The 26,132-nt window shown below is 65.4% G+C and carries 28 protein-coding genes; 8 read left to right on the top strand and 20 right to left on the bottom strand.

Annotated elements, in window-relative coordinates:
• Positions 1–16: 16 nt before the first annotated feature.
• On the bottom strand, positions 17–670 hold the full coding sequence (gene cmk, locus ABLE71_RS06520; protein WP_348782537.1) for a (d)CMP kinase: 654 nt from the start codon (positions 668–670) through the stop codon (positions 17–19).
• A gap of 106 nt (positions 671–776) precedes the next feature.
• Positions 777–1,157 carry a DUF3307 domain-containing protein gene (locus tag ABLE71_RS06525; protein WP_348782538.1) on the bottom strand — a complete coding sequence of 127 codons (381 nt, stop codon included), beginning with the start codon at positions 1,155–1,157 and terminating at the stop codon, positions 777–779.
• 199 nt (positions 1,158–1,356) lie between these two features.
• Here ABLE71_RS06525 and ABLE71_RS06530 point away from each other — a divergent pair, with 199 nt between their 5' ends.
• The gene (locus ABLE71_RS06530; RefSeq protein WP_348782539.1) at positions 1,357–3,246 is read left to right on the top strand and encodes an ABC transporter ATP-binding protein; all 1,890 of its coding nucleotides are present in this window, start codon (positions 1,357–1,359) and stop codon (positions 3,244–3,246) included.
• 15 nt (positions 3,247–3,261) lie between these two features.
• Here the strand turns inward: ABLE71_RS06530 and ABLE71_RS06535 are convergent, their stop codons facing one another.
• From ABLE71_RS06535 to ABLE71_RS06555, 5 genes are read right to left on the bottom strand one after another with little or no spacing between them, the layout of a single operon-like run.
• The gene (locus ABLE71_RS06535; protein ID WP_348782540.1) at positions 3,262–3,654 is read right to left on the bottom strand and encodes a periplasmic heavy metal sensor; all 393 of its coding nucleotides are present in this window, start codon (positions 3,652–3,654) and stop codon (positions 3,262–3,264) included.
• Entirely contained in the window at positions 3,651–4,103 is a 453-nt protein-coding gene (locus ABLE71_RS06540) for a hypothetical protein (RefSeq protein WP_348782541.1), read from the bottom strand. The genes ABLE71_RS06535 and ABLE71_RS06540 overlap by 4 nt, the downstream gene beginning before the upstream one ends.
• Positions 4,100–4,717, bottom strand: a complete 618-nt coding sequence (locus tag ABLE71_RS06545) for a sigma-70 family RNA polymerase sigma factor (RefSeq protein ID WP_348782542.1) — start codon at positions 4,715–4,717, stop codon at positions 4,100–4,102. The genes ABLE71_RS06540 and ABLE71_RS06545 overlap by 4 nt, the downstream gene beginning before the upstream one ends.
• A 7-nt stretch (positions 4,718–4,724) precedes the next feature.
• Positions 4,725–5,108 (bottom strand): hypothetical protein, encoded by a 384-nt coding sequence (locus ABLE71_RS06550; protein ID WP_348782543.1) that lies wholly within the window; start codon positions 5,106–5,108, stop codon positions 4,725–4,727.
• Between the two features lie 42 nt (positions 5,109–5,150).
• A complete protein-coding gene (locus ABLE71_RS06555) occupies positions 5,151–5,582 on the bottom strand; it encodes an EF-hand domain-containing protein (protein ID WP_348782544.1) in 432 nt (143 codons plus the stop codon).
• A 210-nt stretch (positions 5,583–5,792) separates the two neighbouring features.
• On the opposite strand from ABLE71_RS06555, the gene ABLE71_RS06560 reads away from it, so the two are divergent.
• Both ABLE71_RS06560 and ABLE71_RS06565 read left to right on the top strand, forming a co-directional pair.
• Positions 5,793–6,275 (top strand): EF-hand domain-containing protein, encoded by a 483-nt coding sequence (locus ABLE71_RS06560; protein ID WP_348782545.1) that lies wholly within the window; start codon positions 5,793–5,795, stop codon positions 6,273–6,275.
• 22 nt (positions 6,276–6,297) lie between these two features.
• A complete protein-coding gene (locus ABLE71_RS06565) occupies positions 6,298–6,729 on the top strand; it encodes a BA14K family protein (RefSeq protein WP_348782546.1) in 432 nt (143 codons plus the stop codon).
• A gap of 4 nt (positions 6,730–6,733) precedes the next feature.
• Here the strand turns inward: ABLE71_RS06565 and sugE are convergent, their stop codons facing one another.
• The 11 genes from sugE to ABLE71_RS06620 form a co-directional block, all read right to left on the bottom strand.
• A complete protein-coding gene (gene sugE / locus ABLE71_RS06570) occupies positions 6,734–7,048 on the bottom strand; it encodes a quaternary ammonium compound efflux SMR transporter SugE (RefSeq protein WP_348782547.1) in 315 nt (104 codons plus the stop codon).
• Between the two features lie 67 nt (positions 7,049–7,115).
• Positions 7,116–7,748: a sarcosine oxidase subunit gamma family protein gene (locus ABLE71_RS06575; RefSeq protein WP_348782548.1), complete on the bottom strand. Its 633-nt coding sequence runs from the start codon at positions 7,746–7,748 to the stop codon at positions 7,116–7,118.
• Positions 7,741–10,728, bottom strand: a complete 2,988-nt coding sequence (locus ABLE71_RS06580; RefSeq protein WP_348782549.1) for a sarcosine oxidase subunit alpha family protein — start codon at positions 10,726–10,728, stop codon at positions 7,741–7,743. The genes ABLE71_RS06575 and ABLE71_RS06580 overlap by 8 nt, the downstream gene beginning before the upstream one ends.
• Entirely contained in the window at positions 10,725–11,000 is a 276-nt protein-coding gene (locus ABLE71_RS06585) for a sarcosine oxidase subunit delta (protein WP_348782550.1), read from the bottom strand. The genes ABLE71_RS06580 and ABLE71_RS06585 overlap by 4 nt, the downstream gene beginning before the upstream one ends.
• A 91-nt stretch (positions 11,001–11,091) precedes the next feature.
• Positions 11,092–12,345, bottom strand: coding sequence for a sarcosine oxidase subunit beta family protein (locus ABLE71_RS06590; protein WP_348782551.1), 1,254 nt, complete (start codon positions 12,343–12,345; stop codon positions 11,092–11,094).
• A gap of 37 nt (positions 12,346–12,382) precedes the next feature.
• Positions 12,383–13,690 carry a type III glutamate--ammonia ligase gene (gene glnT, locus ABLE71_RS06595; RefSeq protein WP_348782552.1) on the bottom strand — a complete coding sequence of 436 codons (1,308 nt, stop codon included), beginning with the start codon at positions 13,688–13,690 and terminating at the stop codon, positions 12,383–12,385.
• A 66-nt stretch (positions 13,691–13,756) separates the two neighbouring features.
• A complete protein-coding gene (locus ABLE71_RS06600) occupies positions 13,757–15,085 on the bottom strand; it encodes an FMN-binding glutamate synthase family protein (RefSeq protein ID WP_348782553.1) in 1,329 nt (442 codons plus the stop codon).
• Positions 15,086–15,102: 17 nt separating this feature from the next.
• Complete coding sequence (locus ABLE71_RS06605) at positions 15,103–15,789, bottom strand: GXGXG domain-containing protein (RefSeq protein WP_348782554.1); 687 nt, start codon at positions 15,787–15,789, stop codon at positions 15,103–15,105.
• Positions 15,789–16,685 carry a glutamine amidotransferase family protein gene (locus tag ABLE71_RS06610; RefSeq protein ID WP_348782555.1) on the bottom strand — a complete coding sequence of 299 codons (897 nt, stop codon included), beginning with the start codon at positions 16,683–16,685 and terminating at the stop codon, positions 15,789–15,791. The genes ABLE71_RS06605 and ABLE71_RS06610 overlap by 1 nt, the downstream gene beginning before the upstream one ends.
• A gap of 138 nt (positions 16,686–16,823) precedes the next feature.
• Entirely contained in the window at positions 16,824–17,042 is a 219-nt protein-coding gene (locus ABLE71_RS06615; protein ID WP_348782556.1) for a hypothetical protein, read from the bottom strand.
• 19 nt (positions 17,043–17,061) lie between these two features.
• Entirely contained in the window at positions 17,062–18,465 is a 1,404-nt protein-coding gene (locus ABLE71_RS06620) for an ammonium transporter (RefSeq protein WP_348782557.1), read from the bottom strand.
• Between the two features lie 178 nt (positions 18,466–18,643).
• Between ABLE71_RS06620 and ABLE71_RS06625 the strand changes: the two genes are divergently transcribed.
• The 4 genes from ABLE71_RS06625 to ABLE71_RS06640 all read left to right on the top strand — a co-directional run bounded on the left by ABLE71_RS06625 (position 18,644) and on the right by ABLE71_RS06640 (position 22,493).
• Positions 18,644–19,777, top strand: a complete 1,134-nt coding sequence (locus ABLE71_RS06625) for an aminomethyltransferase family protein (RefSeq protein WP_348782558.1) — start codon at positions 18,644–18,646, stop codon at positions 19,775–19,777.
• Positions 19,778–19,829: 52 nt separating this feature from the next.
• The gene (locus ABLE71_RS06630) at positions 19,830–20,426 is read left to right on the top strand and encodes a dimethylamine monooxygenase subunit DmmA family protein (RefSeq protein WP_348783677.1); all 597 of its coding nucleotides are present in this window, start codon (positions 19,830–19,832) and stop codon (positions 20,424–20,426) included.
• Positions 20,423–21,388, top strand: coding sequence for a PDR/VanB family oxidoreductase (locus ABLE71_RS06635; RefSeq protein ID WP_348782559.1), 966 nt, complete (start codon positions 20,423–20,425; stop codon positions 21,386–21,388). Before ABLE71_RS06630 ends, ABLE71_RS06635 begins: the two co-directional genes overlap by 4 nt.
• A 64-nt stretch (positions 21,389–21,452) precedes the next feature.
• The gene (locus tag ABLE71_RS06640) at positions 21,453–22,493 is read left to right on the top strand and encodes a DUF3445 domain-containing protein (protein ID WP_348782560.1); all 1,041 of its coding nucleotides are present in this window, start codon (positions 21,453–21,455) and stop codon (positions 22,491–22,493) included.
• A gap of 49 nt (positions 22,494–22,542) precedes the next feature.
• Here ABLE71_RS06640 and ABLE71_RS06645 read toward each other — a convergent pair whose 3' ends face one another.
• Positions 22,543–23,259: a hypothetical protein gene (locus ABLE71_RS06645; RefSeq protein ID WP_348782561.1), complete on the bottom strand. Its 717-nt coding sequence runs from the start codon at positions 23,257–23,259 to the stop codon at positions 22,543–22,545.
• Positions 23,260–24,044: 785 nt separating this feature from the next.
• Between ABLE71_RS06645 and ABLE71_RS06650 the strand changes: the two genes are divergently transcribed.
• On the top strand, positions 24,045–24,380 hold the full coding sequence (locus ABLE71_RS06650; protein ID WP_348782562.1) for a hypothetical protein: 336 nt from the start codon (positions 24,045–24,047) through the stop codon (positions 24,378–24,380).
• A gap of 22 nt (positions 24,381–24,402) precedes the next feature.
• On the opposite strand, the gene ABLE71_RS06655 is transcribed toward ABLE71_RS06650, so the two are convergent.
• Positions 24,403–25,797, bottom strand: a complete 1,395-nt coding sequence (locus ABLE71_RS06655; protein WP_348782563.1) for an MATE family efflux transporter — start codon at positions 25,795–25,797, stop codon at positions 24,403–24,405.
• Positions 25,798–26,132 lie beyond the last annotated feature (335 nt).

A 26,132-nucleotide genomic window follows, 5' to 3' on the forward strand; every position in this document is an offset into this window, starting at 1 on the left:
GAAGCGGACGCCCGGCTCAGGCCTTGTTCCGCTTGGCGAGGGCGTTGTCGATCAAAGTCCGCGCCGCCTGGAACGCGGCCTCTATAGACATTTCCGACGTGTCGAGCAAGTGCGCGTCGGCGGCGGGCCTGAGCGGGGAGTCGGCGCGGCCCATGTCGCGTTCGTCGCGCCGCGTGATGTCGGCGAGGATTTCCGCCAGTTCGGCATGGCCGCCCCGGGCCTCGATGTCGCGCAGGCGGCGGCCGGCGCGCACCTCGGCGCTCGCCGTCACATAGAGCTTCACCTCGGCGTCGGGACATACCACCGTGCCGATGTCGCGGCCGTCGAGCACGGCGCCGCCGGCTTGAGTTGCGAATGCGCGCTGCTTGTCGACGAGTATCTGGCGCACCCCCGGGAACACCGCGACCTTCGATGCGGCCTCGCCGACCTCATGCGCCGACAGCGCCTCGCGGTCGAGCTTCTTGAGATCGACCTGGCGGGCGGCGGTTTCGGCCGCCGACACATTGTCGAGCGGCAGGCCGTGGATCAAGAGCGCATGGCCGACCGCGCGGTAGGTCAGGCCGGTGTCCAGATGCGGCAGATGGTAATAATCCGCCAGCCGTCGCGCGAGCGTGCCTTTTCCAGACGCCGCGGGTCCGTCTATGGCGATGGTGAGCGGGAGAGCGTCCAATGGCGATGCCCAGGGTCAGAACCTATTGATCCGGTCGAAATGGTACGAGGCTATGGCCGGATAAAGATGCACATAGGCTGCTTCGAAGCCTGGTGTCCACCGTGCCTCAGCCGGCGACGCGCCCGATGACGTAGACGACGATCGCAACATAGGTCAGCCCGTGCAGGAGCTGGTCGAAGCCGATCGCGTTCCAGAAGCGAGCGCCGTCGCGCCAGTCGAAAGCCCGCACGACCTGCTCCTTGCCCCAGTCTATGTGGTAGTGGACGATATATTCGGCGATCAGCACCGGCACGATCACCGAGACCGGCGTCAGCACCGCGACCAGCGCGACAAGCGTGCCCGCCACGTGGATGCCCGAATGCACGATCCCTCCGGGGGCGCCGTAGATGCCCTTCTGATGCACCTGCCATTTGGTCTGCAGCACGAAATCGCAGATGAAGTGCTTGACCATCAGCAGGGAAAGGAGCGCGATCGCGGCAGAGGTCATAGGGCACCCAATTCCAGTCGGCGCTTTGGACGCTGGACGGCCAAACTGCGTGAGCATGGCCCCCGATGTCAATTGCTCCAATGCGCGACGCCCCGCGATCCAGAGCCGCGGCACGTCCATCCGGCTGCGCAAGCGAAGCCGCCGCCCACCTGTCCGGCGCATTGCGCAAGCGCGCCGAAAGCACCATCTTGGGCTGGCAATGAGTTCAAGCGAGAATTTCGCCGCGCGCCTCGCCTTTCGCGGCTCGACCGCCGACCAGCCGCCGCTCGGCGAGCAGTTGGCAACGCTCCGGCACCTGAAGCGCTTCTTCGCGCAGGTCTGGCGCACCAGCGCGCCGCTGACGGTGGCCAGCATCGTTCTCCGCCTGCTGCGCGCCGTGCAGCCGCTGCTTGTGCTTTATGTCGGCAAGCTGATCATCGACGAGGTCGTGCGCCAGAGCGGCATGCCCTCGCCCGGCCCCGGACTGTCCGCCTGGATCGCCAGCGGGCGGCTCGTTCCCGTGGCGGAGCTTCTGGCGCTCGAATTCGCGCTGATCGTCGCTGCCGACCTGCTCGGCCGCGCCGTCTCGCTGGTTGACGGCATCCTTGCCGAGCTGCACTCCAACGTGGTCAGCATGGAGCTGATGCAGCATGCGGCGGGGCTCGACCTCAGGCATTTCGAGTCCAGCGAATACCAGGACCGGCTGGAGCGGGCGCGCCGCCAGGCCGCCGGCCGCAACGCCCTTCTGGCGCAGATCTTCGGCCAGGGTCAGTCGATCGTCACCATCCTGACTCTGGCCGCCGGCCTTCTCGTCTACGCGCCATGGCTGATCCTGCTGCTCCTCGTCTCGCTCGTCCCGTCGGTGGTCAGCGAGGCGAAGTTCAATACCCGCTCCTACTATCTCAACCGCAGGCGCTCGCCCGAGCGGCGCGAGCTCGAATATCTGCGCTACATCGGCGCCAGCGCCGAGACCGCCAAGGAGATCAAGCTGTTCGGCCTGGGGACATTCCTGGTCGGACGCTTCAAGCGGCTCGCCGACACGATCATGCTCGATAACCGGCGGCTGGCCATTCAGCGGGCCATCTGGGGCGGCCTCTTCGCGGCCCTCTCCACCATCGCCTACTACGGCGCCTACGCCTACATCGTCTGGCGCACCGTCGAGGGCGAGTTCACGCTCGGCGACCTCACCTTCCTCGCCGGTTCGTTCCTCAGGCTGCACGGCCTGTTCGAGCAGCTCCTGATCGGCGTCACCCAGATCGCCGGCCAGTCGCTCTATCTCGACGATCTGTTCTCCTTCTTCGACATCAAGCCGACCATCGCGCTGTCGCCCAACCCCAAACCCTTCCCGCAGCCGATCCGCGAGGGCATCGTCTTCGAGAATGTCGGCTTCCGCTACCCCGACACCGAGCGCTGGGCTGTGCGCGGCCTGAATTTCACCTTGAAGGCCGGCGAAGCGCTGGCGCTGGTCGGCGAGAACGGCGCCGGCAAGACCACCATCGTCAAGCTCTTGACCCGCCTCTACGATCCGGACGAGGGCCGAATCCTGATCGACGGCATCGACCTCAGGGACATCGCCATCGAGGATCTCAGGACCCATATCGGCGTCATCTTCCAGGACTTCATCCGCTATTCCTTCACCGCCGCCGAAAATATCGGCGTCGGCCGCATCGAGGTCGAACCCGATCGCGGGCGCATCGAGGCCGCCGCCGGGCAGAGCCTGGCGGCCGGCGTGATCGAGAAGCTGCCCCTCGGTTACGACCAGCCGCTCGGCAAGCTGTTCGCGAACGGCCGCGACCTCTCTGGCGGCGAGTGGCAGAAGGTGGCGATCGCGCGCGCCTATATGCGCGATGCCGAACTCATCATCCTCGACGAGCCGACGGCAGCCCTCGACGCCAAGGCCGAAGCCGAAGTGTTCCAGCGCTTCAAGGGGCTGGCCAGGGGCAAGACGGCGGTGCTGATCTCGCACCGCTTCTCCACCGTGCGCATGGCCGACCGCATCCTGGTGCTGTCGGGTGGCCGCATCATCGAGTCCGGCACGCATGAGGAACTGGTCGCGCAGCGCGGCGTCTATGCCGACCTTTTCGAACTGCAGGCCGCGGGCTATCGCTGAGCGCTGATCCGCGGCCTACACCGCCTGCCGCGTATTGCGCAGCGCCTCGAGCAGCAGGCCCTGCATCATGCGCTGCAATTCATCGGTCGCGGCGCGCACGCGCTCCATCGCACGCTCAACGTCCGCCTCGACATAGGGCGTGGCCTTCGACGCCTCGGCGACGTTGCGGCGCGCCTGCCTGAGTTCGCGCAGCGCCGCGCGGGTGCGGGTCCGGTTTTCCTTGAGCAGCCGGCGGAACTCGCTGCGCACCTCCTGCGGGTATGCGCCAACCAGCGCTTCTGCGACGATGCCGCCGCCAAGTCCTGTGCGCGAGGCCTTCACGATGAACCCGAGCAGGAAGAAGTTCGCGATCACCGAGATCGCGAGGGCCGTGACAAGGAATATCTGCAGCCAGGAGCGGCGCGTCATAGCTGCTCCTCCTCGCCGGCTCCAAGCTGATCGAGGATGCCGCCGTCCAGGCTCTCGCCGCCGAGCGCGAAGGCCATCAGCGCATCGTCCCCTGCGTCCATTCCGCGATCCGCCATCGTGTAGCCTGCAAGAGCCGCGACCAGGAGCAGCGCCGCGAAGCCGGACGCCGCTGCCGGCATCGTCCACATTCGCCGGAAGGCGCCGGAGACGCTGGAGCCAGCCGGCTTGCCTTCAGCCGCGATCTTCGCGAGCACCTTGCGCGTCAGCGCGACCTCGTCGGTGTCGGCCCGCGCAGCGTCGAGGATCAGCCGATCGAGTTCGTCATCCGGCTCCGCCGTCACGCCCTTGCCGGAAAGATGGGCGAGCCCTTCCTGCCTGTGCGGCGCGGGCCAAAGGGAAACGTCCGCGCCGAAGCGCCGCTTCAACCGCTCGAATTCCTGTTCGGTCATGACACACTCCCTGGCCGATCTTCGTATTTCTTTTCCGCCGACGCCATATGCTCCCGCAGCGCGCGGCGGCCGCGCACCAGCAGTTGTTCCGCCGAGCCGACGCTCACCCCCATCACCTCGGCGATATCCGGCACGTCCATGTCCCCCACCGCGCGCAGCAGCAGCGCCATGCGCTGGCGCTCCGGCAGCGCGGTGAGTCCGCCGCGTACGATCGCCAGTTCCTGCCGGGCGCCGACGCGCTGGTCGGCCGCCGGCTCGTCGCCCGCCGGCTCGTCGGGCATGGCGTCAAGCCCGATGAAGGCGCGGAAGCTGCGCCGTCTCCGCCGGTCGATGCAGCGGTTGGCGGCGATACGGTAGAGCCAGGTCGATGCCCGGCCCTTTGCCGGATCGAAACGCGCCGCGTGTTTCCACGCTGCGAGAAACACGTCCTGCACGATGTCCTCCGCATCGCCCGCGCTCCCCAGAAGCCGGGCGGCGAAGAGGCGCAGGCCGCGTCCATGGCGGTCGATGATCTTCGCGAGCGCGGCCTGGTCTCCGGACGCCACGCGGACCAGCAGGCGGTCGTCTTCGTGACCGCCCGCTGTCGTTGCGCCAGGCTCCCCCGCACCGCTCACGCCAAGCCTATCTCCGCCAGAAGCGGCGTACGCCGACGACAGTGTTGCCGTTCGGGCCGGTGACGGCGCCGGCCTGACGCACCCGGTAGGGACCGCGCGCCGCGTAGGCCGTCCCGGATACCGTCTGGCCCTCCGGCCCGGTCGCCGAGAAGCTCCTCTTGCAGCGGTCGACGACACCGTCGAAGCAGGTCGAGTTCGACGAATAGGTGCCGCCGTTCGGACCGGTTCGCGTCGTTTCGCCGGAATAGACGCGGCCGTCGCGCGTCACCTCACGGGTCAGTTCGCCGCCATGCGCGGTCGGGCGCTTCCATTGTTCGGCTGCGGCCGGAGAAGCGGCGGCCGCCACGGCAAGGGCGAGCGCGACAAAAGTTGGTTTCAGCAGATTGGTCATGGGTATCTCCGTTGTTGAGCAAAGAGGGAAGTTGCCGTGCGGTCAACCGTCGCGGCCGAACAGGCCGCGCAGCAATTCGATCTCGTCCTTGCCGACCGTGCCGTCGCCGTTGCGGTCGGCAAGATCGAAGAACATGGCGTGCGACTGGAATTCGGCGGCCGAAACCTTGCCGTCACCGTCCTTGTCCAGACGTTGCCACTGGAGCGACAGCCGCGCTTCCATCATGGTCGCGCGGTCGATGATCGCTTGGCGCGCGACGTCGATCTCGGCTTCCTCGACGAGGCCGTCGCCGTTCTTGTCGAGCCGCGTGAACAGGCGGGCTCGCGCGGCCGCGGCTTCCTCCTTGGTGATCTGGCCGTCTTGATTGGCGTCGATTCGCCCCATCGGCCCCAGACCCTGGAATGGCTGGGCGGCGGCGGTGATCGTCGCCGCTGCGAGAACCATCGTGGCGAACGCCACGGACGCGGTTTTCATGTTCGTGTTCCTTTCTTTCGGTACCGCCCACGCTGATATCCGGGCCGTATGCCTGTCGATACGCAGGGCCGGTTCTGCTCCTACGCCGACGTGGAAAAATTGTTGCCGGACGTCCGCGATCCACCGCTCGAAAAAAAGTCGCGTCGCCCCGTAGGGCCATCCGCGCGCCTGCGTAGAAGCGCATGACCCCGGCCTTCAAGGAGAGCGCCTATGAGAATGATGACTTCAGCCCGAGGGCTGGCTGCGGCAGCGGTGTGCGGATTGTTTTGCGTCGGCGCCGCTGCCGCTTCCGACGTCGAGGGCGTGCGCGCCAAATTCAAGGAGATGGACACCAATGCCGACCGCTCGCTGCAATTCAGCGAAATCCAGGCGGCGCGGGCGAATATCTTCGACCGCATGGATGTCAACGGCAACGCCATCCTCGACCGGGACGAGATCGAGAACGTCCGCAAGGTCGCCCAATCGCACGCCACCCAGAAGGGCTCGCGGCAAGGCGGCTTCCTCGGCGAGGGCAACCTCGCCGAGCGGGCAAAGCAAATGGACGCCGATGGCGACGGGAAGATCTCGCGCGCCGAGTTCGTCGCCTACCTGCCCGAACGGCTGAGGGCCGCCGACAAGGACGGCAACCAGACGCTGTCGCTGCGAGAGCTGCGCTCGCTCAAGCGCGACCGCGAAACCTCTGCGACCCAATAGATCGCCAACAGGACCAACAACGATGAAGACGAAAATTGCCCCGATGGCCGCAGCCATTCTTGCCTTGGCCACCGTCACGACGCCGCTGTCTGCGATGCCGTTGCCCTCTCCCGTGCAGGCGCCCGCCGCCGCGCCTGAGACCACGGCCCAACCCGTCGCCCACCGCCGCGGCTTCCACGCGGTCGGCGGGGTCTGGTACTACAACGGCCATCGCGGCTTCGTCGTCGCGCGGCCGGGCTACCGCTACTACAGAGGCTACTGGTTCCCCGCGGCGGCATTCGCAGCGGGAGCGGCGGCCGGCGCGGCGATCACGGCTCCCCCCGCCCCCTATCGCCGGCCGGTCGCCGCGCATGTCGCGTGGTGCTACGACACCTACCGGTCCTACCGCGCCTACGACAACACCTACCAGCCCTATGAAGGGCCGCGCCGGCAGTGCTGGTCGCCCTACAGCTGAGCGACTACGATACGATCTTCAGGCCAACGATCCCCGCAACAATCAATCCGATGCAGGCGAGCCTTCCCATCCCGGCAGGCTCGCCGAGCAGGTAGACGCCGAGGATCGCGGTGCCGACCGCGCCGATGCCGGTCCACACGGCGTAGGCGGTGCCGACCGGGAGCGATTTCAGCGCCAGTCCCAGCAGGCCGAGGCTGACCGCCATGCTGATCGCCGTCAGCACGGTCGGCACGAGCCGGGTGAAACCGTTGGTGTATTTGAGGCCGATGGCCCAGCCGACTTCAAACAGGCCGGCGACGAAAAGATAGACCCAGCTCATGGAAGAACTCCTTTGCGCCCGGAGTCTTTCGACTCACAAGAAGGGTCGTCCCTTCGGTTTCAGTGCGTCACCCTTGCCATGCTCCGGCGGTATCGATCGTTACGCCGTATTCGGCGCCTGAATCGAGCAGAGTATGCCACAGGCTCTCGGCGAAAGTGGCGAAGACGAGCAGGTAAAAGACCGCTGCGTCCGAGGAATCCTCGCCGCGCCACAGATTAACCGAGGTGTGATCGATCGAGGTCGCAGCGGCGGTCCCCGCCGGAAAGACCGCCGGGTGCAGGTCGAGCGAGCAGACCTTCGCCAGCATGTCGCGAGCCTGGGGGCCGGAAACGCGGATCAGCGATCGTCCGTCCGATTGTTCCGACAGCGAGGCCATGCCTGCGAAAGCCAGCCGCGCCTTTTCGAGCGCCGAGCCGGCTCCTCGCGCGGACAGCACCAGAAACTGGTCCGGCCCCGACCAGATCAGCAGTGCGCCGTTCGCCTCGACGGCCTGCGGTTTTGCGGGAGCCGGCCTGCGGTAAGCGTCCCTGCAGGCCTGGTCGGCGGCGCTCCACATGCCGCGCCGCGCCATCACCTGAACCAGTTCAAAATCGGTTAGCTCGGCCATCGCTAGGCCGGCTGCGCTTCCCTTCGCGCCGTGACGGCCCGCCGCGTAGATGCGCGACAGCGGCGTGGTGGCAATCCAGTTGAGTTCAATCACGTTGGCGGCCTCCTTCCGGATCGTAGAAGACGGGATGGCAGAGCTCGATGTCATAGTCTTCCCCGCGCAGCGGATCGTGCGCCATGGCAATCTCGCCGATGCGCTCGCGGCCGTGCGACACGAGGCCGAGCCCTATCCATTGGCCGAGCATGGGCGAGAAGCAGACCGAAGTGACGTAGCCGCCGTCCGTCTCCGGCGCAGGCGCCTCGCCCTTGCGGATGACATGCGCGCCGGAGCGCAGCCGCCGCGCCTTGTCGACCGGCTTGATGCCGACTACCACCTGCCGGTCTGGCGCAACCAGCGCCTCGCGGCCGGCCATCACGCGGCCGATGAAATCCTTCTTGGTCGACATCATCTTGCCGAGTCCGAGGTCGGCGGCGGTCGTCATGCCGTTGAGCTCCGGTCCGGCGACATGACCCTTCTCGACGCGCATCACCCCGAGCGCCTCGGTGCCGTAGGGGGTCACGCCGAACTGTTCGCCTGCGATCATCAGGTTGCGGACCAGCGCATCGCCGAAGCGGGCCGGCACGGAAATCTCGAAAGCCATCTCGCCGGAGAAGGAGATGCGGAACAGCCGCGCCCTCAGCCCGCCGCGAAGCGTCACCTCGCGCGCGCCCATGAAGGGAAAACCCTCATTCGACAGGTCTTCCCCTGGATCGACGATTTCGCGCAGCAGATCCCGCGTCTTCGGTCCAGCGATCGAGAACTGCGCCCACTGGTCGGACACGGAGGTCAGTTGCACGTCGAGTTCCGGGAACAGCACCTGCCTGCAGAATTCCAGATGCTGCATCACCGGCCCCGCCTTGGCGGTGGTGGTCGTCAGGAAATAGTGGTCCTCGGCGAGCCGCGAGGTGGTGCCGTCGTCATAGACTATGCCGTCCTCGCGCAGCATCAGCCCGTAGCGCGCCTTGCCGATTGCGAGGCTGGAGAAGGTGTTGATATAGACGCGGTCGAGGAAGGCGCCTGCGTCCGGCCCGTGCACGTCGATCTTGCCGAGCGTCGAGACGTCGCAGAAGCCGACGCCGCTTCTGACCGCCTTCACCTCGCGCGTCACCGATTCCAGCCAGTCCTTCTCGCCTGGCAGCGGATACCACTGCGCCCGTTTCCACAGCCCGGTGTCGACGAAGATCGCGCCGCGCCCTGCCGCCCAGTGGTGCGACGGCGTCAGCCGCACGCTGTGGAAATTCTCGTCGCGATGATGGCCGGCCAGTGCGCCGATCGCCACCGGCACGTAGGGCGGGCGATAGATCGTGGTGCCGGTCTCCGGGATCGAGCGGCCGGTCAGCTCGGCCATGATGGCGAGGCCTTGGACGTTCGAGCTCTTGCCTTGGTCCGTCGCCATGCCAAGCGTCGTGTAGCGCTTCAGATGTTCGACCGACTGGAAACCTTCACGCGCGGCAAGCTCGATGTCGGACGCCGTCACATCGTTCTGGAAATCGACGAAGGCTTTTTTCTTCCCCTTCACGTGCCAGAGCGGTTTCAACGCGTAGGCCACGCCATCGTCCGAGGACGGCGCTTGGCCTGCAGCCTTGGCGAAGCCGAGATCGGCGGCGGCCGCGGCACCGGCCCCGTGCCCCTCGCGCAGGCAGTCGGCCAGCGGGAACGCACCGTTCGCGGCACCCGCCGCGACCATGCCCGGAGGGGCGCCGTCAGGCGCGAAGGCCGCGATGTCGTCGCGCCATTTCGGCCGGCCGCGATGCTGCGAGGTCAGTCCGACCGAAGGATTCCAGCCGCCGGAAACGGCGAGCCCTTCGGCCTCCAGCGTCGCGCGCGCGCCGCCGGCCAGCGCCACGGAAACCTTGCTGACACCACCCTTGCCGCCGTCGACGCCGTCGACCACGCCGTTGAGGAGCGCGAAGCCGTGCTTGGCCGCGAGCGCGCGGCGCTCGGCCGAAACCTCCACACGCGCATCGACCACGCCCGCGACGGTCAGTCCGGCGGCGAGCGCGACATCGATTGTCTTCCAGCCGTCGTCATTGTTGGTGAAAAGCGCCAGCCGCTTCGCCGGCGTCGCCGCGTAGCGGTTGAGGTAGGTGCGCACCGCCGACGCCAGCATGACGCCCGGCACGTCGTTGCCGCCGAAAACGACCGGCCGTTCCAGCGCACCCGCGGCGACCACCGTGCGCCTGGCGACGATGCGCCAGAGCCGCTGGCGCGGCTGGTGCTCGGGCGGCACAGGCAGATGGTCGTTGACGCGCTCGAGCGCTGAATGTTGCCCGTGGTCGTGGACGCCTGTCACGGTCGTCCGCGTCATGATGCGGACATCAGGCATGGCTTCGAGTTCTTCAAGGGCTTTCGCGATCCAGTCGGCCGCCGGCTTGCCGTCGATCGTGCCGCCGTCCGACAGCAGCCGCCCGCCGAGCGAGGTATCCTCTTCGCAGAGGATGACGCGTGCGCCGGCGCGCCCTGCCGCCAGCGCCGCCGCCAGACCGGTCGGACCGCCGCCGGCAACCAGCACGTCGCAATGCGCCCAGGCCTTTTCGTAGTGGTCGGGGTCGCTTTCCGTTGCCGCCCGGCCAAGCCCGGCGGCGCGGCGGATCAGCGGCTCGTAGAGCGCCTCCCACAGTTTCGCCGGCCACATGAAGGTCTTGTAGTAGAAACCCGCGACGAAGATCGGCGACGCCAGCTGGTTCACCGACAAGATGTCGAAATCGAGCGACGGCCACCGGTTCTGGCTCGCCGCCAACAGCCCGCCATAAAGCTCGATCGTGGTCGCGCGCGTGTTGGGTTCGCGCCGCGCGCCGGTGCGTAACTCCACCAGTGCGTTCGGCTCTTCCGAGCCGGCGGTCAGTATGCCGCGCGGGCGGTGATACTTGAACGAGCGGCCGACCAGCCTCACGCCGTTGGCGATCAGCGCCGAGGCCAGCGTGTCGCCCTGATAGCCGGCGAAGGATTTTCCGTCGAAGCTGAAGTCGAGCGGTTTCGACCTGTCTATCAGACCGCCCGAGGCAAGGCGGTGCGTCTGCCCGGCCGCGCTCACGGCGACACCTTTGCGGCGCCAGCACCCGCAGCCGGCTCGACGGAGAATATCTCGTGCGTCACGGTGTTGCGCCGCACCTTGAGCCATGAGCGGCAGCCGCCGCCATGATACCAGAGTTCCTCCATCTCCCCGGCGACATTGTCGCGCAGGTAGACATACTCGTAGACGGCCTGCTCGCCGGCGTCCGGAGCCGGGCGCTTAGGCTTCGCGTCGCCCAGATAGGAGAACTCGCCGTTCTCGCGCGGGCCGCAGAAAGGACAGGCTATGCGCATGCGACGGCCCTCCTCTCCCCACCGGGGAGAGGGTTGCTTGCGAAGCAAGCCGGGTGAGGGGGAAAGAGGGAAGCGCTCACGGCCGGTTCTTTCAATGCAGGTTCGGTTGGGCGCCCTGGCCCTTTTCGTCGATCATCGCGCCGCGCTGGAAGCGGTCGAGCCGGAAGCGCGTCGCCTCCTTGTGCGGTTCGTCGCGCGCGATCAGATGCGCGAACACCAGCCCCGAAGCCGGCGTCGCCTTGAAGCCGCCGTAGCACCAGCCGGCGTTGAGGTAGAGCCCGTCGACCGGCGTCCGATCGATGATCGGCGAGCCGTCCATCGACATGTCCATGATGCCGCCCCACTGGCGCAGCAGCCGCACGCGCCCGATCATCGGCATCAGCGCCATGCCGCCCTCGCAGACGTCCTCCACGACGGGCATGTTGCCGCGCTGGGCGTAGGAATTGTAGCCGTCGATGTCGCCGCCGAAGACCAGCCCGCCCTTGTCCGACTGGCTGACGTAGAAGTGCCCGGCGCCGAAGGTCATCACGCCGGGAACCAGCGGCTTCAACCCCTCCGACACGAAGGCCTGCAGCACGTGGCTCTCGATCGGCAGCCGGAGGTCGGCCATCGCCGCCACGCGCGAGGAACTGCCCGCGACCGCCATGCCGACCTTGCCGGCGCCGATTGATCCGCGCGTCGTCTCGACGCCGGTGACCCTGCCATTGGCGTCGCGCGTGAAGCCGGTCACCTCGCAGTTCTGGATGATGTCGACGCCGCGCTTGTCGGCCGCATGGGCGTATCCCCAGACCACTGCGTCATGCCGCGCGGTGCCGCCGCGCCGCTGCAGCAGTCCGCCCTGGATCGGAAAACGCGCATTGTCGAAGTTGAGAAACGGCACCATCCTGCGCACGGCGTCTGCGTCGAGCAGTTCGGCGTCGATGCCGTTGATGCGCATGGCATTGCCGCGCCGCGCGTAGGCGTCGCGCTGCGCGTCTGAATGGTAAAGGTTCAGCACGCCGCGCTGGCTGACCATGGTGTTGTAGTTGAGGTCGCGCTCCATCGTCTCCCACAGCTTCATCGACAGCTCGTAGAAGCCGATATTGCCTGGGAGCAGATAGTTGGAGCGGATGATCGTCGTGTTGCGGCCGGCATTGCCGGAGCCAATCCAGCCCTTCTCCAGCACCGCTACGTTGGTGATGCCGTAGACGCTGGCGAGGTGATAGGCGGTGGCCAGCCCATGCCCGCCGCCGCCGATGATCACCACGTCGTAGCGCGGCTTGGGCGTCGCATCGCGCCAGGTTCGCGGCCAGTTCCTGTGGCCGGAGAGCGCCGCGCGGGCGAGCGAGAAGATCGAGTATTTCATTTTGCCTGCGCTGCGCGTGCCAATTCCGGCTCGACCCTCAGATGTCGAGCGTGTTGTCCCGCTCCCACTGGGTGAAGTGGGAAGCATAGGAATTCCATTCCATGTGCTTCAGCTTTAGGTAGGCCGACGAGAATTCCTCGCCCAGCGCCGCCTTCAGCGATTTGTCCTTGTCGAACTCCCTGAGCGCGTCGAGCAGGTTGAGCGGCAGCTTGGGCGCCCCCTTCACCGTATGACCCTGGCTGTACATGTCGATGTCGTAGCGCTTGCCGGGATCGGCCTTGGAGCGGATACCGTCGAGCCCGGCCGCGATGATCACTGCCTGCAGCAGATAGGGGTTCGCCGCGCCGTCGGGCAGCCGCAGTTCGAAGCGGCCGGGGCCGGGCACGCGCACCATATGGGTGCGGTTGTTGCCGGTCCAGGTCACCGAGTTCGGCGCCCAGGTCGCGCCCGATATGGTGCGCGGCGCGTTGATGCGCTTGTAGGAATTCACCGTCGGATTGGTGATCGCCGCAAGTGCCGAGGCATGTTTCATGATGCCGCCAAGGAAATTCCTGCCCTTGGCCGACAGGCCGAGCTCCATCTTCGGGTCGGCGAACACGTTGGTCTTGCCTGCCTTGTCCCACACCGAGATGTGGACGTGGCAGCCATTGCCGGTCAGGCCCTGGAACGGCTTCGGCATGAAGGTCGCGCGCAGGCCATGTTTCTCCGCGACCGAGCGCACCATGAACTTGAAGAAGGAGTGCTTGTCCGCCGTCGCCAGCGCGTTGTCGAAGGCCCAGTTCATCTCGAACTGGCCGTTCGCGTCCTCGTGGTCATTCTGGTAGGGCTGCCAGCCGAGCGCCAGCATGTGGTCGCAGATCTCGGCGATCACGTCGTAGCGGCGCATCACCGCCTGCTGGTCGTAGCAGGGCTTCGCGGCGGTATCGGCGGGGTCGGAAATTTTCGTGCCGTCCTGCGAGATCAGGAAGAACTCTGCCTCGACGCCGGTCTTCACGTGCATGCCTTCCTTGGCGGCGTCCGCGATCAGCCGGTTCAGCGTATCGCGCGGCGCCTGCGCCACGCTCTTGTCTTCCATCACGCAATTGGCCGCCACCCAGGCGACCTCAGGCTTCCATGGGAGCTGGATCACCGAATCCGGGTCCGGCACCGCCAGCATGTCGGGATGGGCCGGCGTCAGGTCGAGCCATGTGGCGAAGCCGGCAAACCCCGCACCGTCCTTCTGCATGTCTGATATCGCCGCCGCCGGCACCAGCTTGGCGCGCTGGCCGCCGAACAGGTCGGTGTAGGAGATCATGAAATATTTGACGCCGTTCTTCTTGGCGAATTGCGCGAGATCAGTTGCCAACAGAGTTCCCCATTTTCGTTCGCGGATGCCGTTCCCCGGGCATCCTGTTCCTTTTCGGGAGCGGTTCTAGAACCCGCCCTTGCCCGGTATCCAGCCCGTGCCGGCCAGCGGCACCTGCGCCATCGCGGCGGCCTCCACCGTCAGCGCACACAGATCCTCCGGTTCGAGGTTGTGAACGTCGTTCTTGCCGCAGGCGCGGGCGATGGTCTGCGTCTCCAGCGTCATGACCTTCAGATAATTGGCCAGCCTGCGGCCCGCCGCAATGGGGTCGAGGCGCGCTGCAAGCTCCGGGTCCTGCGTGGTGATGCCGGCCGGGTCCTTGCCCTCGTGCCAGTCGTCATAGGCGCCGGCCGTCGTGCCGAGCTCGTTGTATTCCGCTTCCCAGCGCGGGTCGTTGTCGCCGAGCGCCACAAGCGCTGCCGTGCCGATCGACACCGCGTCGGCGCCGAGCGCAAGCGCCTTCGCCACATCCGCGCCGTTACGGATGCCGCCCGAAACGATGAGCTGAACCTTGCGGTGCATGCCGAGGTCCTGCAGCGCTTGCACGGCGGGCCTGATGCAGGCGAGCGTCGGCTGGCCGACATGCTCGATGAAGACTTCCTGCGTCGCGGCCGTGCCGCCCTGCATGCCGTCGAGCACGACCACGTCCGCGCCGGCCTTCACCGCGAGCGCCGTATCGTAATAGGGACGCGCGCCGCCGATCTTCACATAGATCGGCTTCTCCCAGTCGGTGATCTCGCGGATTTCCAGAATCTTGATCTCGAGGTCGTCGGGCCCCGTCCAGTCGGGATGGCGGCAGGCCGAACGCTGGTCGATGCCCTTCGGCAGGTTGCGCATCTGGGCAACGCGATCTGAAATCTTCTGGCCAAGCAGCATGCCGCCGCCGCCGGGCTTTGCCCCCTGGCCGACGACGATCTCGATGGCGTCGGCGCGCCTGAGATCCCTGGGATTCATGCCGTAGCGCGACGGCAGGTACTGGTAGACCAGCGTCTTCGAATGGCCGCGCTCTTCCTCGGTCATGCCGCCGTCGCCTGTCGTGGTCGAGGTGCCGGCGATCGTCGCGCCGCGTCCGAGCGCTTCCTTGGCGGGGCCGGACAGCGAGCCGAAACTCATGCCAGCGATGGTGATCGGGATCTTGAGCTCGATCGGCTTCTTGGCATGGCGGGCGCCGAGCACCACCGACGTGTCGCAGCGCTCGCGATAGCCCTCCAGCGGATAGCGCGAGATCGACGCGCCGAGGAACAGCAGATCGTCAAAATGCGGAAGCTTGCGCTTCGCGCCGGCGCCGCGGATGTCGTAGATGCCTGTCGCGGCGGCGCGGCGTATCTCCGACAGCGTGTAGTCGTCGAAGGTGGCGGACTTGCGCGGCGTGGTCGGCGGGTTTCTGTAGGTCATAAGGCTCTGTCCCCGCCTCAATACGCGTCGGCGTTGTCGATATTGAAATTGTAGAGCGTGCGGGCCGAACCGTAGCGGGTGAATTCTTCCGGCTTCACGCCCTTCACCCCGGCGCGGTCCAGAAGTTCCTTCAGCCGCTTGATATGCTTGGGATGCATCTTCTTCTTCACGCAGTCGGCGCCCAGGCTTTTCACCTTGCCGCGCACGTAAAGCTTCGCCTCGTAGATGGAGTCGCCCAGCGCGTCGCCGGCGTCGCCGAGCACCACCAGATTGCCCGACTGCGCCATGAAGGCGGACATGTGGCCGATATTGCCGTGCACGACGATGTCGATGCCCTTCATCGAGATGCCGCAGCGCGACGAGGCGTTGCCCTCGATGACCAGCAGTCCGCCCTGTCCGGTCGCGCCGGCATACTGACTGGCGTCGCCCTTCACGACGATGGTGCCCGACATCATGTTTTCGCCGACGCCGGGGCCGGCGGAGCCGTGCACGGTGATCGCGCCGCCGTCGTTCATGCCGCCGCAATAATAGCCGACCGAACCCCTGACATCGACCGCGATGGGCGCGTCGACGCCGGCCGCCACCGCGTGGCTGCCCTTCGGGTTGATCACTTCCCAGGAGGTTTCGTTCGAACCCTTCTTGATCTGGTGAAGCGCATGATTGAGGTCGCGCAGCGAGGATTTGGCGAGATCGACGGTTGGCATCAGTGCTCCCAGAAATAGACTTTGGCCGGCTCCGGCTCCCACACCTTGGCATCTTCGATGCCGGGCAGGTTGGCGAGAGCGCGATACTCCGAACCGAAGGCGACATACTGGTCGGTCTCGGCCATGACGGCGGGCTTGCAGGCGATCGGATCGCGCACCACGCCGAAACCGTTCTTGGTGCCGACGACGAAGGTGAAGAAGCCGTCGAGGTCGGTCAGAGTCTTTTCCAGCGCCTGGCCGAGATTGTCGCCATGCGCCATCTTGTTGGAAATGAAGGCGGCCGCGACCTCGGTGTCGTTCTCGGTCTCGAAGCTCATGCCGTCACGCTTCAGCTCGCGCCTGACATTGTTGTGGTTGGACAGCGATCCATTGTGCACCAGGCACTGGTCCGGACCGGTCGAAAAGGGATGCGCGCCCATGGTGGTGACGGCCGACTCGGTCGCCATGCGGGTGTGGCCGATGCCGTGCGTGCCCGACATCTTGGTGAGATTGAAACGCTTCACCACGTCGGCGGGAAGGCCCACTTCCTTGAATATCTCGATCACCTCGCCGGCGCCCATGACGCGCACGGCCGGGCGGGTTTTGAGGATGGCGTCGCGCGCCGCTTCGAGCTTGGCAGTCGGCACTTCGATGACGGCATGGGTCGATTTCACGATCACGCCGACCTTGGCGCCGATCTCCTTCTCCAGCTCCTTGCCGAGGCCTGCGAAATCCTTGTCCGGGTCGGCCGACTGGATGGTGATCTTGCTCTTTTTCTTTTCGCCGGAGCCGTAAATGGCGATGCCCGCGCTGTCCGGCCCGCGGTCCGACAGCGAGACGAGCATTTCCGACAGCATTTCGCCGAGCTTCGGCTCCAGCGACTTGTCCTTCAGGAACAGGCCCACGATGCCGCACATGGCAGTAGACTCCTATGGTCGTGTTGGTTCGTTCGACAGCTAGCGGTTTCCCGAACAGTTTTCAACTGGGATGAAAAAATTTTTCCTGTGAGACAAGGTGGACAAGAGGCGCCGCGCGGACGCGGCGCCCCTCTTCGGTCAATAGCGGTCGATCGCCTTTCGGGTTTCGTCGCCGCTGCGGTCGGCGGCCATGTCGGCCTCGATCTCAGCGTTCTCCTGGCGGGTCTGCCAGATGTGCCACCCGATCCAGAACACGAGGCCGATGACGACCATCAGAACCTCCGATCCCTGAAACGGGTAGATCGCGCCGACATCCTTGAGGTCGACAGCCCAGCTTTCCATTCCGTTGGTAGACATGTTCGCTCCTCCTCGTGCGCTATTTGTTGACCATTGCCTTCTCGGCCGCCGCGACTTCGTGCACGGACGCCTCGAACGCCTGGTTGATGGCGAAATCCACACCTTCCAACTCGACCTTGTGCGGCACGCGCAGAAGACCGAAGCCGTCAAGTATCTTGCAGACGATGAAGATCGGTATGAAGCCGAGCAGGAACATCAGCACAGCGCCGGCGAAATTGCCGAGCGGATTGATGTGGGCGAAGCCCTCATAGGGCGATGACGGCTGTCCCCACAGCATGAAGCCGGCGACCACCACGCCGAGGAAGCCGCCATAGCCATGCACCGCGACTGCCCCCACCGCATCGTCGATCTTGAAGCGGCGTTCGACGAAGTAGTGAAGCTTGTAGCAAATGCAGGGCACGATGGCGCCGATCAGCATAGCCTGGATCGGATGGTAGAGGTCGTTGCCGGCCGAGGCGGAGATGACGCCGCAGAGACCCAAGGAGAAGGTCCAGAACGGATCGCCCTTGGAGATGAGATAGCCGCCAAGCATGCCGCCCGACAGCGACATCAGGAAGTTGAATGTGATCGCCGACAGGCTGGTCGGCGCGAGGTAGATGTTGGTCGCCGTCCACATCGGCCCGGTGATCTGGCCGGCTATCGCCTCCGGGCTGATCATCGGGATGTTGCAGGCGGCGTAGAAGCCCCAGAAGCCGGTGTAGATCAGGAACAGCCCGATCGTCACCAGCCAGACATTGTGGGGCGGTATGTCGCGCGCAGTGCCGTCCGGCCTGAACTTGCCGAGGCGCGGTCCGAGCACGATCAGGAAGGCGAGTGCGGCGCCGCCGGCGATGGCATGCACCACGCCCGAGGCATAGGCGTCGTGATAACCCCAGAGCTTCACCATCCAGCCCTGCGGGTGCCAGCCCCACGAGGCGTCGAGGATCCACAACACCGAGCCGATCAGCACGGCGACGATCCAGAATGCGCCTGACCGCGCGCGCTCGATGATCGAGCCCGAGATGATCGAGGCGGTGGTGATGGAGAACAGCAGGAACGCGCCCCAGAAGACACCGTTCAGCCTATGCCAGTAGGCAGCCTCGGCCGGCGTGACGTCGACCTCGCCGGGATTGACGCCGGTGAGATGCGGCGCCATCAGCGGGCTCCACGGCTCGGCGAAGTTGGATGTCACCAGCCCGCCGTCGATGATGCCCGGACCGTTGACGAAAGCGAAATAGATCCACCAGCCGAAGAAATAGAAGGTGATGGTGACGATGGGAATCGCCATCGCGTTCTTCATCAGCGTCTTCAGGTGGTTGCGCCGGCGCGAAACGCCGACCTCGTAGGTGCAGAAGCCTACGTGAATGAGAAACATCATCACGATCGTCACCCAGTAATAGAACTCGGTGAAGACCGTCGTCAGAGCATTGAGATTCCCTTCCATTTCATTTCCCCTCCCGTCATGTGGCTATTTTTGCCTCTCAGTAAAACTTTTTGCATGTTAGTATTGCGCGCTTTCGCGAATTTGAGTCAATATCCGGCTGGGGAAAACGGACCGCCTGCCAGCGACCAGAAGGGGCGGCCGACCGCAGAAGCGCGACCGAAGAGATGGGAGAGCCGATATGACCCGTTCCTGGAGATTTTCGACGCTGATCGACCGCCACAGGGCGCTCGGATCGAATCTCGAGGACTGGAGCGGCATGGGCACCGCCTGGAGCTATTCCGGCAGCGCCGACGATGAATACATCGCCATCCGCACCAAGGCCGGGCTGATGGACGTGTCGGGCCTCAAGAAGGTGCACATCACCGGGCCGCACGCCGCCCACCTCATCGACCTCGCCACCACCCGCGACGTGGAGAAGATCTATCCCGGCAAGTCGGCCTATGCCTGCATGCTCAACGAGGCCGGCAAATTCACCGACGACTGCATCATCTACCGCATCAGCCCGAACTCCTGGATGGTCGTGCACGGCTCCGGCACCGGCCATGAGGAGTTGACCAAGGCGGCGATGGGCCGCGACGTCTCGATCCGCTTCGACGACAATCTGCACGATCTGTCGCTGCAGGGCCCGCTCGCCGTCGACTATCTGGCGAAACACGTGCCCGGCATCCGCGACCTGCCCTATTTCCACCACATGCAGACGCAGCTCTTCGGCCTGCCCGTCATGATCTCGCGCACCGGCTACACCGGCGAGCGCGGCTACGAGATCTTCTGCCGGGGACAGGACGCCGGCGTGATCTGGGACCGCATCCTCGACGAGGGCAAGGCGATGGGCATCATTCCCTGCCGCTTCACCACGCTCGACATGCTGCGCGTCGAGAGCTACCTGCTCTTCTACCCCTACGACAACTCGCAGAAATATCCGTTCGCCGACGAAGGTCCCGGCGACACGCTGTGGGAGCTCGGTCTCGACTTCACCGTCAGCCCCGGCAAGACAGGCTTTCGCGGCGCCGAGGAGCACTACCGGCTGAAGGGCAAGGAGCGCTTCAAGATCTTCGGCGTCCTGCTCGACGGCAAGGAGCCCGCCGACGAGGGCGCGCCGGTGCATGCCGGCGGCGAACTGGTCGGCGTCGTCACCTGCGCCATGTATTCGCCGCTGGCGAAAAAATCGATGGGCATCGCCAGGCTTTCGGTCGACACTGCCGTTGCCGGCACGCCGCTCGAGATCCACAACAGGAGCGGCGTCATCCGGGCGACCGCCCAGCCGCTGCCCTTCGACGATCCGAAGAAGACGAAGCGCATGGCGAAAGGCTGAGGAGATCGATCGGAAGGGGCCGTGCGGGAACAGGGAAGAACCGGAATTGCCGATTGAGCCGACGATCAAGAGCCGCCCCGTCTACGGAACGCTCTCGCCCCAGCCGGGCAGGCACCATCTCTTCATCGCCGACGCCGAAGGCGCCGAGGCGATCCTCGACCTGGCGAAGGCGGCGCCCGCCGGCTTCTTTGCCGGCGCCGAGATCATGTTCATCCCGCGCTCGACCGGCGACCGCTACCTCGCCGCGCTAAAGGCGCTGTCGCCTGCCCGCTTCTACGAGGGCCCGTCGATATCGGCCGCACTGCCGCGCCTCAGGCAGACGCTCGCCACCGCGCATATGGGCCTGCGCCTCTATCTCTCGGGCACCGAGGGACTGATCGGCCAGGCCATGCAGGCGGCGCTCGAAGCCGGCATCGACCATTCCTCCATCCAGACCGAGCATCGCGGCTCGCTCGCGCGCCGCGTCCAGTGCGTCCACTGCAAGGGCGTCACCGAGGACGTGACGACGCAGCCCGTCACCTGCGCGCATTGCGGCCTGCTGCTCCTCGTGCGCGACCACTATTCGCGTCGGCTCGCCGCCTTCCAGGGCGTGTGCATCAACGCCGAGGACCGCAGCGAACAGGTGCCCGTCGAGGAGGTGTTCCGATGAGCACCGGCACCACGAAACTCGATGTGGTGGTGTCCGACGTCGTTCCCGTCAACGAGCTGGTCACCCGCTTCCACTTCCGCCCGGCCGGCGGCGGCCTGCTGCCCACCTTCTCGGGCGGCGCGCATGTCGTGGTGGAAATGCGGGACGGCGACCGGCCCCGCCTCAACCCCTATTCGCTGATGTCCTCGCCACTCGACACCAGCGAGTACACCATCTCGGTGCGCCGCGACGATGCCGGGCGCGGCGGCTCGCTGTTCATGCACCGCAAGGTGAAACCCGGCGACCGCATGGTCGTCTCCTACCCGGTCAACCTCTTCTCGCTCGATCTCAGGGCGAAAAAACACCTGATGATAGCCGGCGGCATCGGCATCACGCCCTTCATGGCGCAGACCGCGCAGCTTGCCGCCGACGGAGGCAATTTCGAGCTGCATTACGCCTGCCGCACCGCCTCGCTGTTCACCTATGGCGACGTGCTCGCCGAGCGATACGGCCGCCGCATCCACCTCTATCACGACGACCGCGGCGAGAAGATCGCGCTCGAACGCCTGCTGTCGTCGCAGCCGCTCGGCACCCATCTCTACATCTGCGGCCCCGCCCCGATGATCGACTGGGTGCGCGCCACCGCCGCCTCCCTCGGCTGGCCGCCCGAAACCGTGCATTACGAACATTTTTCCGCGCCGCAGCCCGGCGTCCCGTTCGACGTCACCCTCGCCGTGACAGGCAAGACGATCCATGTCGGCGAGCAGCAGAGCCTGCTCGAAGCCATCGAGGCGGCCGGCGTCGACCCGCCCTATCTCTGCCGCGGCGGCGTCTGCGGCCAGTGCGAAACCAATGTCATTTCCTGCGACGGGAAATTCCTGCACAACGACCACTGGCTCTCCGAAGAGGATCACGCCTCGGGCAAAAAGATCATGCCCTGCGTGTCGCGCTTCGAGGGCCGCTCGCTCGTTCTTGAAAGGTAGGGAGCATGATCCCGAAAAGTTGCAGACTTTTCGGATAAGATCATGCTCAACAAGGGATAGTTCCATGGGCATCAATTTCAGGAAAGAATCCTTCCGCGACGACTTCACCTTCAGGAACTCGCCGGAGCACATCCGCCGCTTCCCGTTCCCATTCCACGAAGACGCCTACATGTACGCGGTCAACATCGAGCCGCATGTGCCGGGTCCCAAGGGCAGCGTGCTCGAAAACCTGATCGACGTCGACGAGCACTATGTCTCCGAGATGGCCGACCGCGCTCTGGTGCTGGCCGAGGATCCGCTGCGCTGCCAGTCGCTGCCGCACATGACGCTGGCCGGCTGGGACCTGCTCGAACTGCTGATGACCGAGCAGGCCGCCGGCTACCCCGAGCATTTCTCGCTCACCCGCGACGGCGACAACTGGCACTGGATCAACCGGCCGCTCGACATCGACCAGAAGTTCGTCTTCGGCGACCTCACCACGCTGCCCTGCGGTCCCATGGAATACATCACGCGCCAGAGCCAGGGCGACTTCTGCATCCTCGACCAGCGCGACGGCAATCTGTGGATGGACGCCGGCATCGTCACCACCCAGGCCGACTGGTCGCTCGACTTCGACATCGGCATGAATTTTTTCGAGTGGCACGCGCCGGTGCCGCTGGCGCACGAAAAAGGCATCTTCACCCGCGCGCTGAAATTTTTGACCAACCTCCAGCAGGGCAAGCCCGCGCGGAGGTTGAATTGGACCATGACCATCAACCCGCGCCTCGACACGAGCCCGGAGAATTACCACAAATGGGGTCCGGACCGCGCCACCGTCACGCCCGAAAACGTCGGCCAGAAGGTGCATCTGCGCGTCGAGCTGCAGAGTTTCTGGCGCCTGCCACGCTCCAACGCGCTGGTCTTCCCGATCCGCTGCTATCTGATCAAGATGGACGAGCTGGTCACCTCAGCCAAATGGGCGCGTCGCCTCCACCGCGTCATCCGCGACCTGCCCGAGGAACTCGCGACGTACAAGGGCCTGACGCGGTATAGGCCGACGCTGGTGGAGTGGCTGTCGAAGTACGACGATGGCGCGCCGACGTCAGCGGGGTTCGGGCCGGATTAGAGGGAAATCATCATTATGAACTAGGCACCGAGTGCAGGCGAAAGCGATCTCAACTCTGTAAACGAGATAGTGGAAACCACTTCGGCGCGATTAGGATGCCAATCCGATGTACTTCAGCCGCTATCTTGGGATACCAGCTCAGAAAGATTCGGCTCGTTCGTGTTCGTCCGACCAAGTCAAGTACTGTCGGACGATGCAGATGTGCATTTGACTTATTGTGAAAAGCCGCCTCTGCGGTTTCAACTAACACATCGAACGTAATACCCAAGAGTTGCACGCGGACCCCTGCTAAAGCTCCCGTTCCGTTTGACAGCAGCGGAGCCCACTGAACCTGCCTAGAAAAGTCCGTTCCAATATTTGGATGGACATATGTTCCAAGCGGGGCACTCAAAAGCTCCTCTAGGATCGCCCGTCGCGCCAAAGTTTCGTCGAAGCGGACCCCATCACGAAGCCGCTTGCCGTCAGCCCAAGCCAAACCTCCGTGGTAAAACGCGAAAAGGGACTTGATAGCCCATCGCTCGAGTGCTTCCCCACTAGCAAAGAAATAGGCAGTTTTGGTGGACAAGGACTTCTTGGTTATGTGATCGAAGCCCTCCGTAAGACATCTAAACAGCCGCCCAGCTTCCGCGTCCAATGGCGATAGCGAGCTGTTGTGACGCTCACAAAGAACATTGGCGGTAAGCGCGTTGTGGCCAAACGTTTTCTCCTCGCCCTTGGCCTGCCAAGGCATACCACCGACAACAACTTGAGGTCCAAACTGCTCCAAGATGTTCCTTGAAACATAGTGTTCCCTTGAAATCTTGGAGCTGCAATCGTTCGTGTGACGCAAATAGCATCCAGGATTGGAATGATTGGTCGTTGGCGATGCAGGTGTCGTAGACGGAAGCTTCTTGTATGCGCCGCCGGTAGATATTCGGCAGCATGCAGCAAATTTCCTGCCAGTTCCGCACGGGCATTCGCCATCCGGAAGCCACGGCAAGTCCAGCTTGGTGTTACTCGGCCTCGGCATCTGTTTGTGCTTTGTACTCCTGCCTATCCACAACCCGGTATACACTCTTCGTCGATCTAGGAGTTCAACAATGATTGAATTACTGACTTCACTGCTTCAAGAACGAAAGCCCGGTTGGGATCAAAAAGCGATCCATGAAATCATAAAACTCTACGGAGGCACCGAAAAATTCGTGCACCATCACTTGGAACTGCTCGCCAGAGCGCACTCGACAGATAGTCGGAAAGGATAGCAGCGCGACCGACACCGCCCCTTCTTCGTCATCCTAGGGCGGAGCAAGGAGCGCTGCGACGCGGCGCAGACCCTAGGATCCATGCCGTGACCGTCAGGCCGTCCTCCGGCGATGCAGAACAAGCGCCGGCCGCCTGCGCCCGTGCTTGCGATCAACGTCACGGCATGGATCCCCGGGTCGCGCGCCGCTTCGCGGCGCTTGCCCGAGGATGACGAAGGATGGTTGTCCACCCTCCCTTCTCCCCTCCCCAATCGACTCCGCGCTTTCTCCATGCCACCATGCGTCAAACATCCCCCACGCGGAGCCATGGATGGAAGAGCAGGTGATCCTTCGCAGGTGGACCGGCAGGGTGCCGACCGAGCGGGCGGCCGAATATGCCAAATACATGGCCGACACCGGCTTCGAGGAGATCGAGACCTCAGAGGGCAATCTCGGCCACCAGATCATGCTGCGCGACCTCGGCGACGGCACCACCGAGATCACCGCGCTGTCCTGGTGGACCGGCTTCGACGCGATCAAGGCGCTGGTCGGCGACGATCCCGAGCGCGCCCATTATTACGCGATCGACGAGATGTACCTGGTGGAAAAACCCGACACCGTCGAGCACCACGTCGTCGTTTCCGGATTCACCCCGCCGGAAAAATAACCTTGGCCCGGGCGCGGCCGGCTCACGTCGCGGTCAGCCCCAGCCGCTCCCGCCGCAACCAGCGGCCAAGCAGCAGCGCCGCCACCACGGCCAGCCCCGCCGACAGGCCGATCCAGATGCCGTTGCCCTCGAGCCCGCCGGGAAAGGCCAGCGCCACGCCGAGCGGCAGGCCGACGCCCCAGTAGCCGATCAGCGCGTAGACCATCGGCACCGTCGTGTCGTGCAGGCCGCGCAGCATGCCGCCGGCCACGGCCTGGGCGCCGTCGACGATCTGGAACAGCCCGGCGAAGGCGAGGAAGGTGGCGGCCAGCCGCACCACCTCGGCATTTTCGGGCGCGTCGAGGTCGATGAAGGCAGAGATCAGCGTGTAGGGGAAAAGGATCATGACCGCGGCGGCCGCCGCCATGAAGCCGACGCCCATCGCATAGGCGGTCCAGCCGGCGCGGGTGACGCCCGGTCCGTCGCCGGCGCCGTAGGCGCGCCCGACGCGCACCGTCGCCGCCTGGCCGAGGCCGAGCGGGATCATGAAGGACAGCGAGGCGAGCTGGATGGCGATCGCATAGGCGGCGATCGAGGCGGCGTTGATCAGCCCCATCAGGAAGGACGCCGCGTTGAAGATCGACACCTCGAACAGCAGCAGCGCGGCGATCGGCATGCCGAGCCTGAGGAAGGATTTCAGCCGCGGCCAGTCGGCGCGCCAGAAGCGCCCGAACAGCCGGTAGCGGCGGAAACGCCGCTCGAACACCACCACCGCCGCCATGCCGGCGAACATCAGCGCCGAGGACAGCGTGGTGGCGATGCCGGAGCCGGGCAGGCCGAGCGCCGGGAAGCCGAGATTGCCGTACATCAGGCACCAGTTGGCGAGCACGTTGAAGGCGACCGCCGAAAACACGATGATCAGCGCCCAGCGCGGCCGCTCCAGCGCCGAGATGAACGAGCGCAGCACCAGGTAGCCGTAGAACGGCATGCTTGCCCACATCAGCGTGCGCACATAGGTGCCGGCCATCGCCGCCAGCCGCGGCTCCTGCCCCATCGCGTTCAGGATCGCTTCCGCCTGCCAGAGCAGGAACCAGATCGGGATCGACACCATGATGGCGAGCCACAGCCCCTGCCGCACGGTGCGGCGCACGTCGCGCACCGAGTGGCGCTTGCGGCCGAGTTCGGTGGCGATCATCGGCGAGGCCGCCGTCATCAGGCCGAGCGCGAAGATCAGCGGCATGAAATAAAGGTTGGCGCCGAGCGACCCCGCGGCAAGCGCGTCCGGTCCGAGCCGGCCCATCATGAGCACGTCGGTCGCGGTCATCGCCGTCTGGCCGAGATTGGTCAGAACCATCGGCCAGCTCAGCTGCAGCATGGCGCGCATCTCGTCGCGCCACGGGGTTTCCGGGGCCGCCGCCCCGGCGTCGATCGCAGACATGTCCTCGCCTGTCCGTTCGCGCGGTGCATCGGCTTCGAACCGCAAGCCGGAAACCGCTTCTGTCGGCGCTGGAAAAAACACATCCCGCGCCGGGAGCGCGCCTTTTGCGTCAGGCGGCCCGTGAATGCAAGGCGCTGCCGTTGGGGAAAGGCTGGTCCAGTCGAGACAGCGGCGCATCATGCGCGCCCGAAGAGCCCGGCACGGACGCTGCCACGAGCGCTGCGAGCGAGCCCCCGCTCGCCCTTCCCGACATCGCCCGCGTCCAGTTGCAAACGATTTGCAATTGCATTGACGTGGCGCGGCGGGTTTGCTATCGATGCCCCCAACCACCCCTC

This window comes from Mesorhizobium sp. KR9-304 (genome assembly GCF_040049215.1).
GTDB lineage: Bacteria > Pseudomonadota > Alphaproteobacteria > Rhizobiales > Rhizobiaceae > Mesorhizobium_K.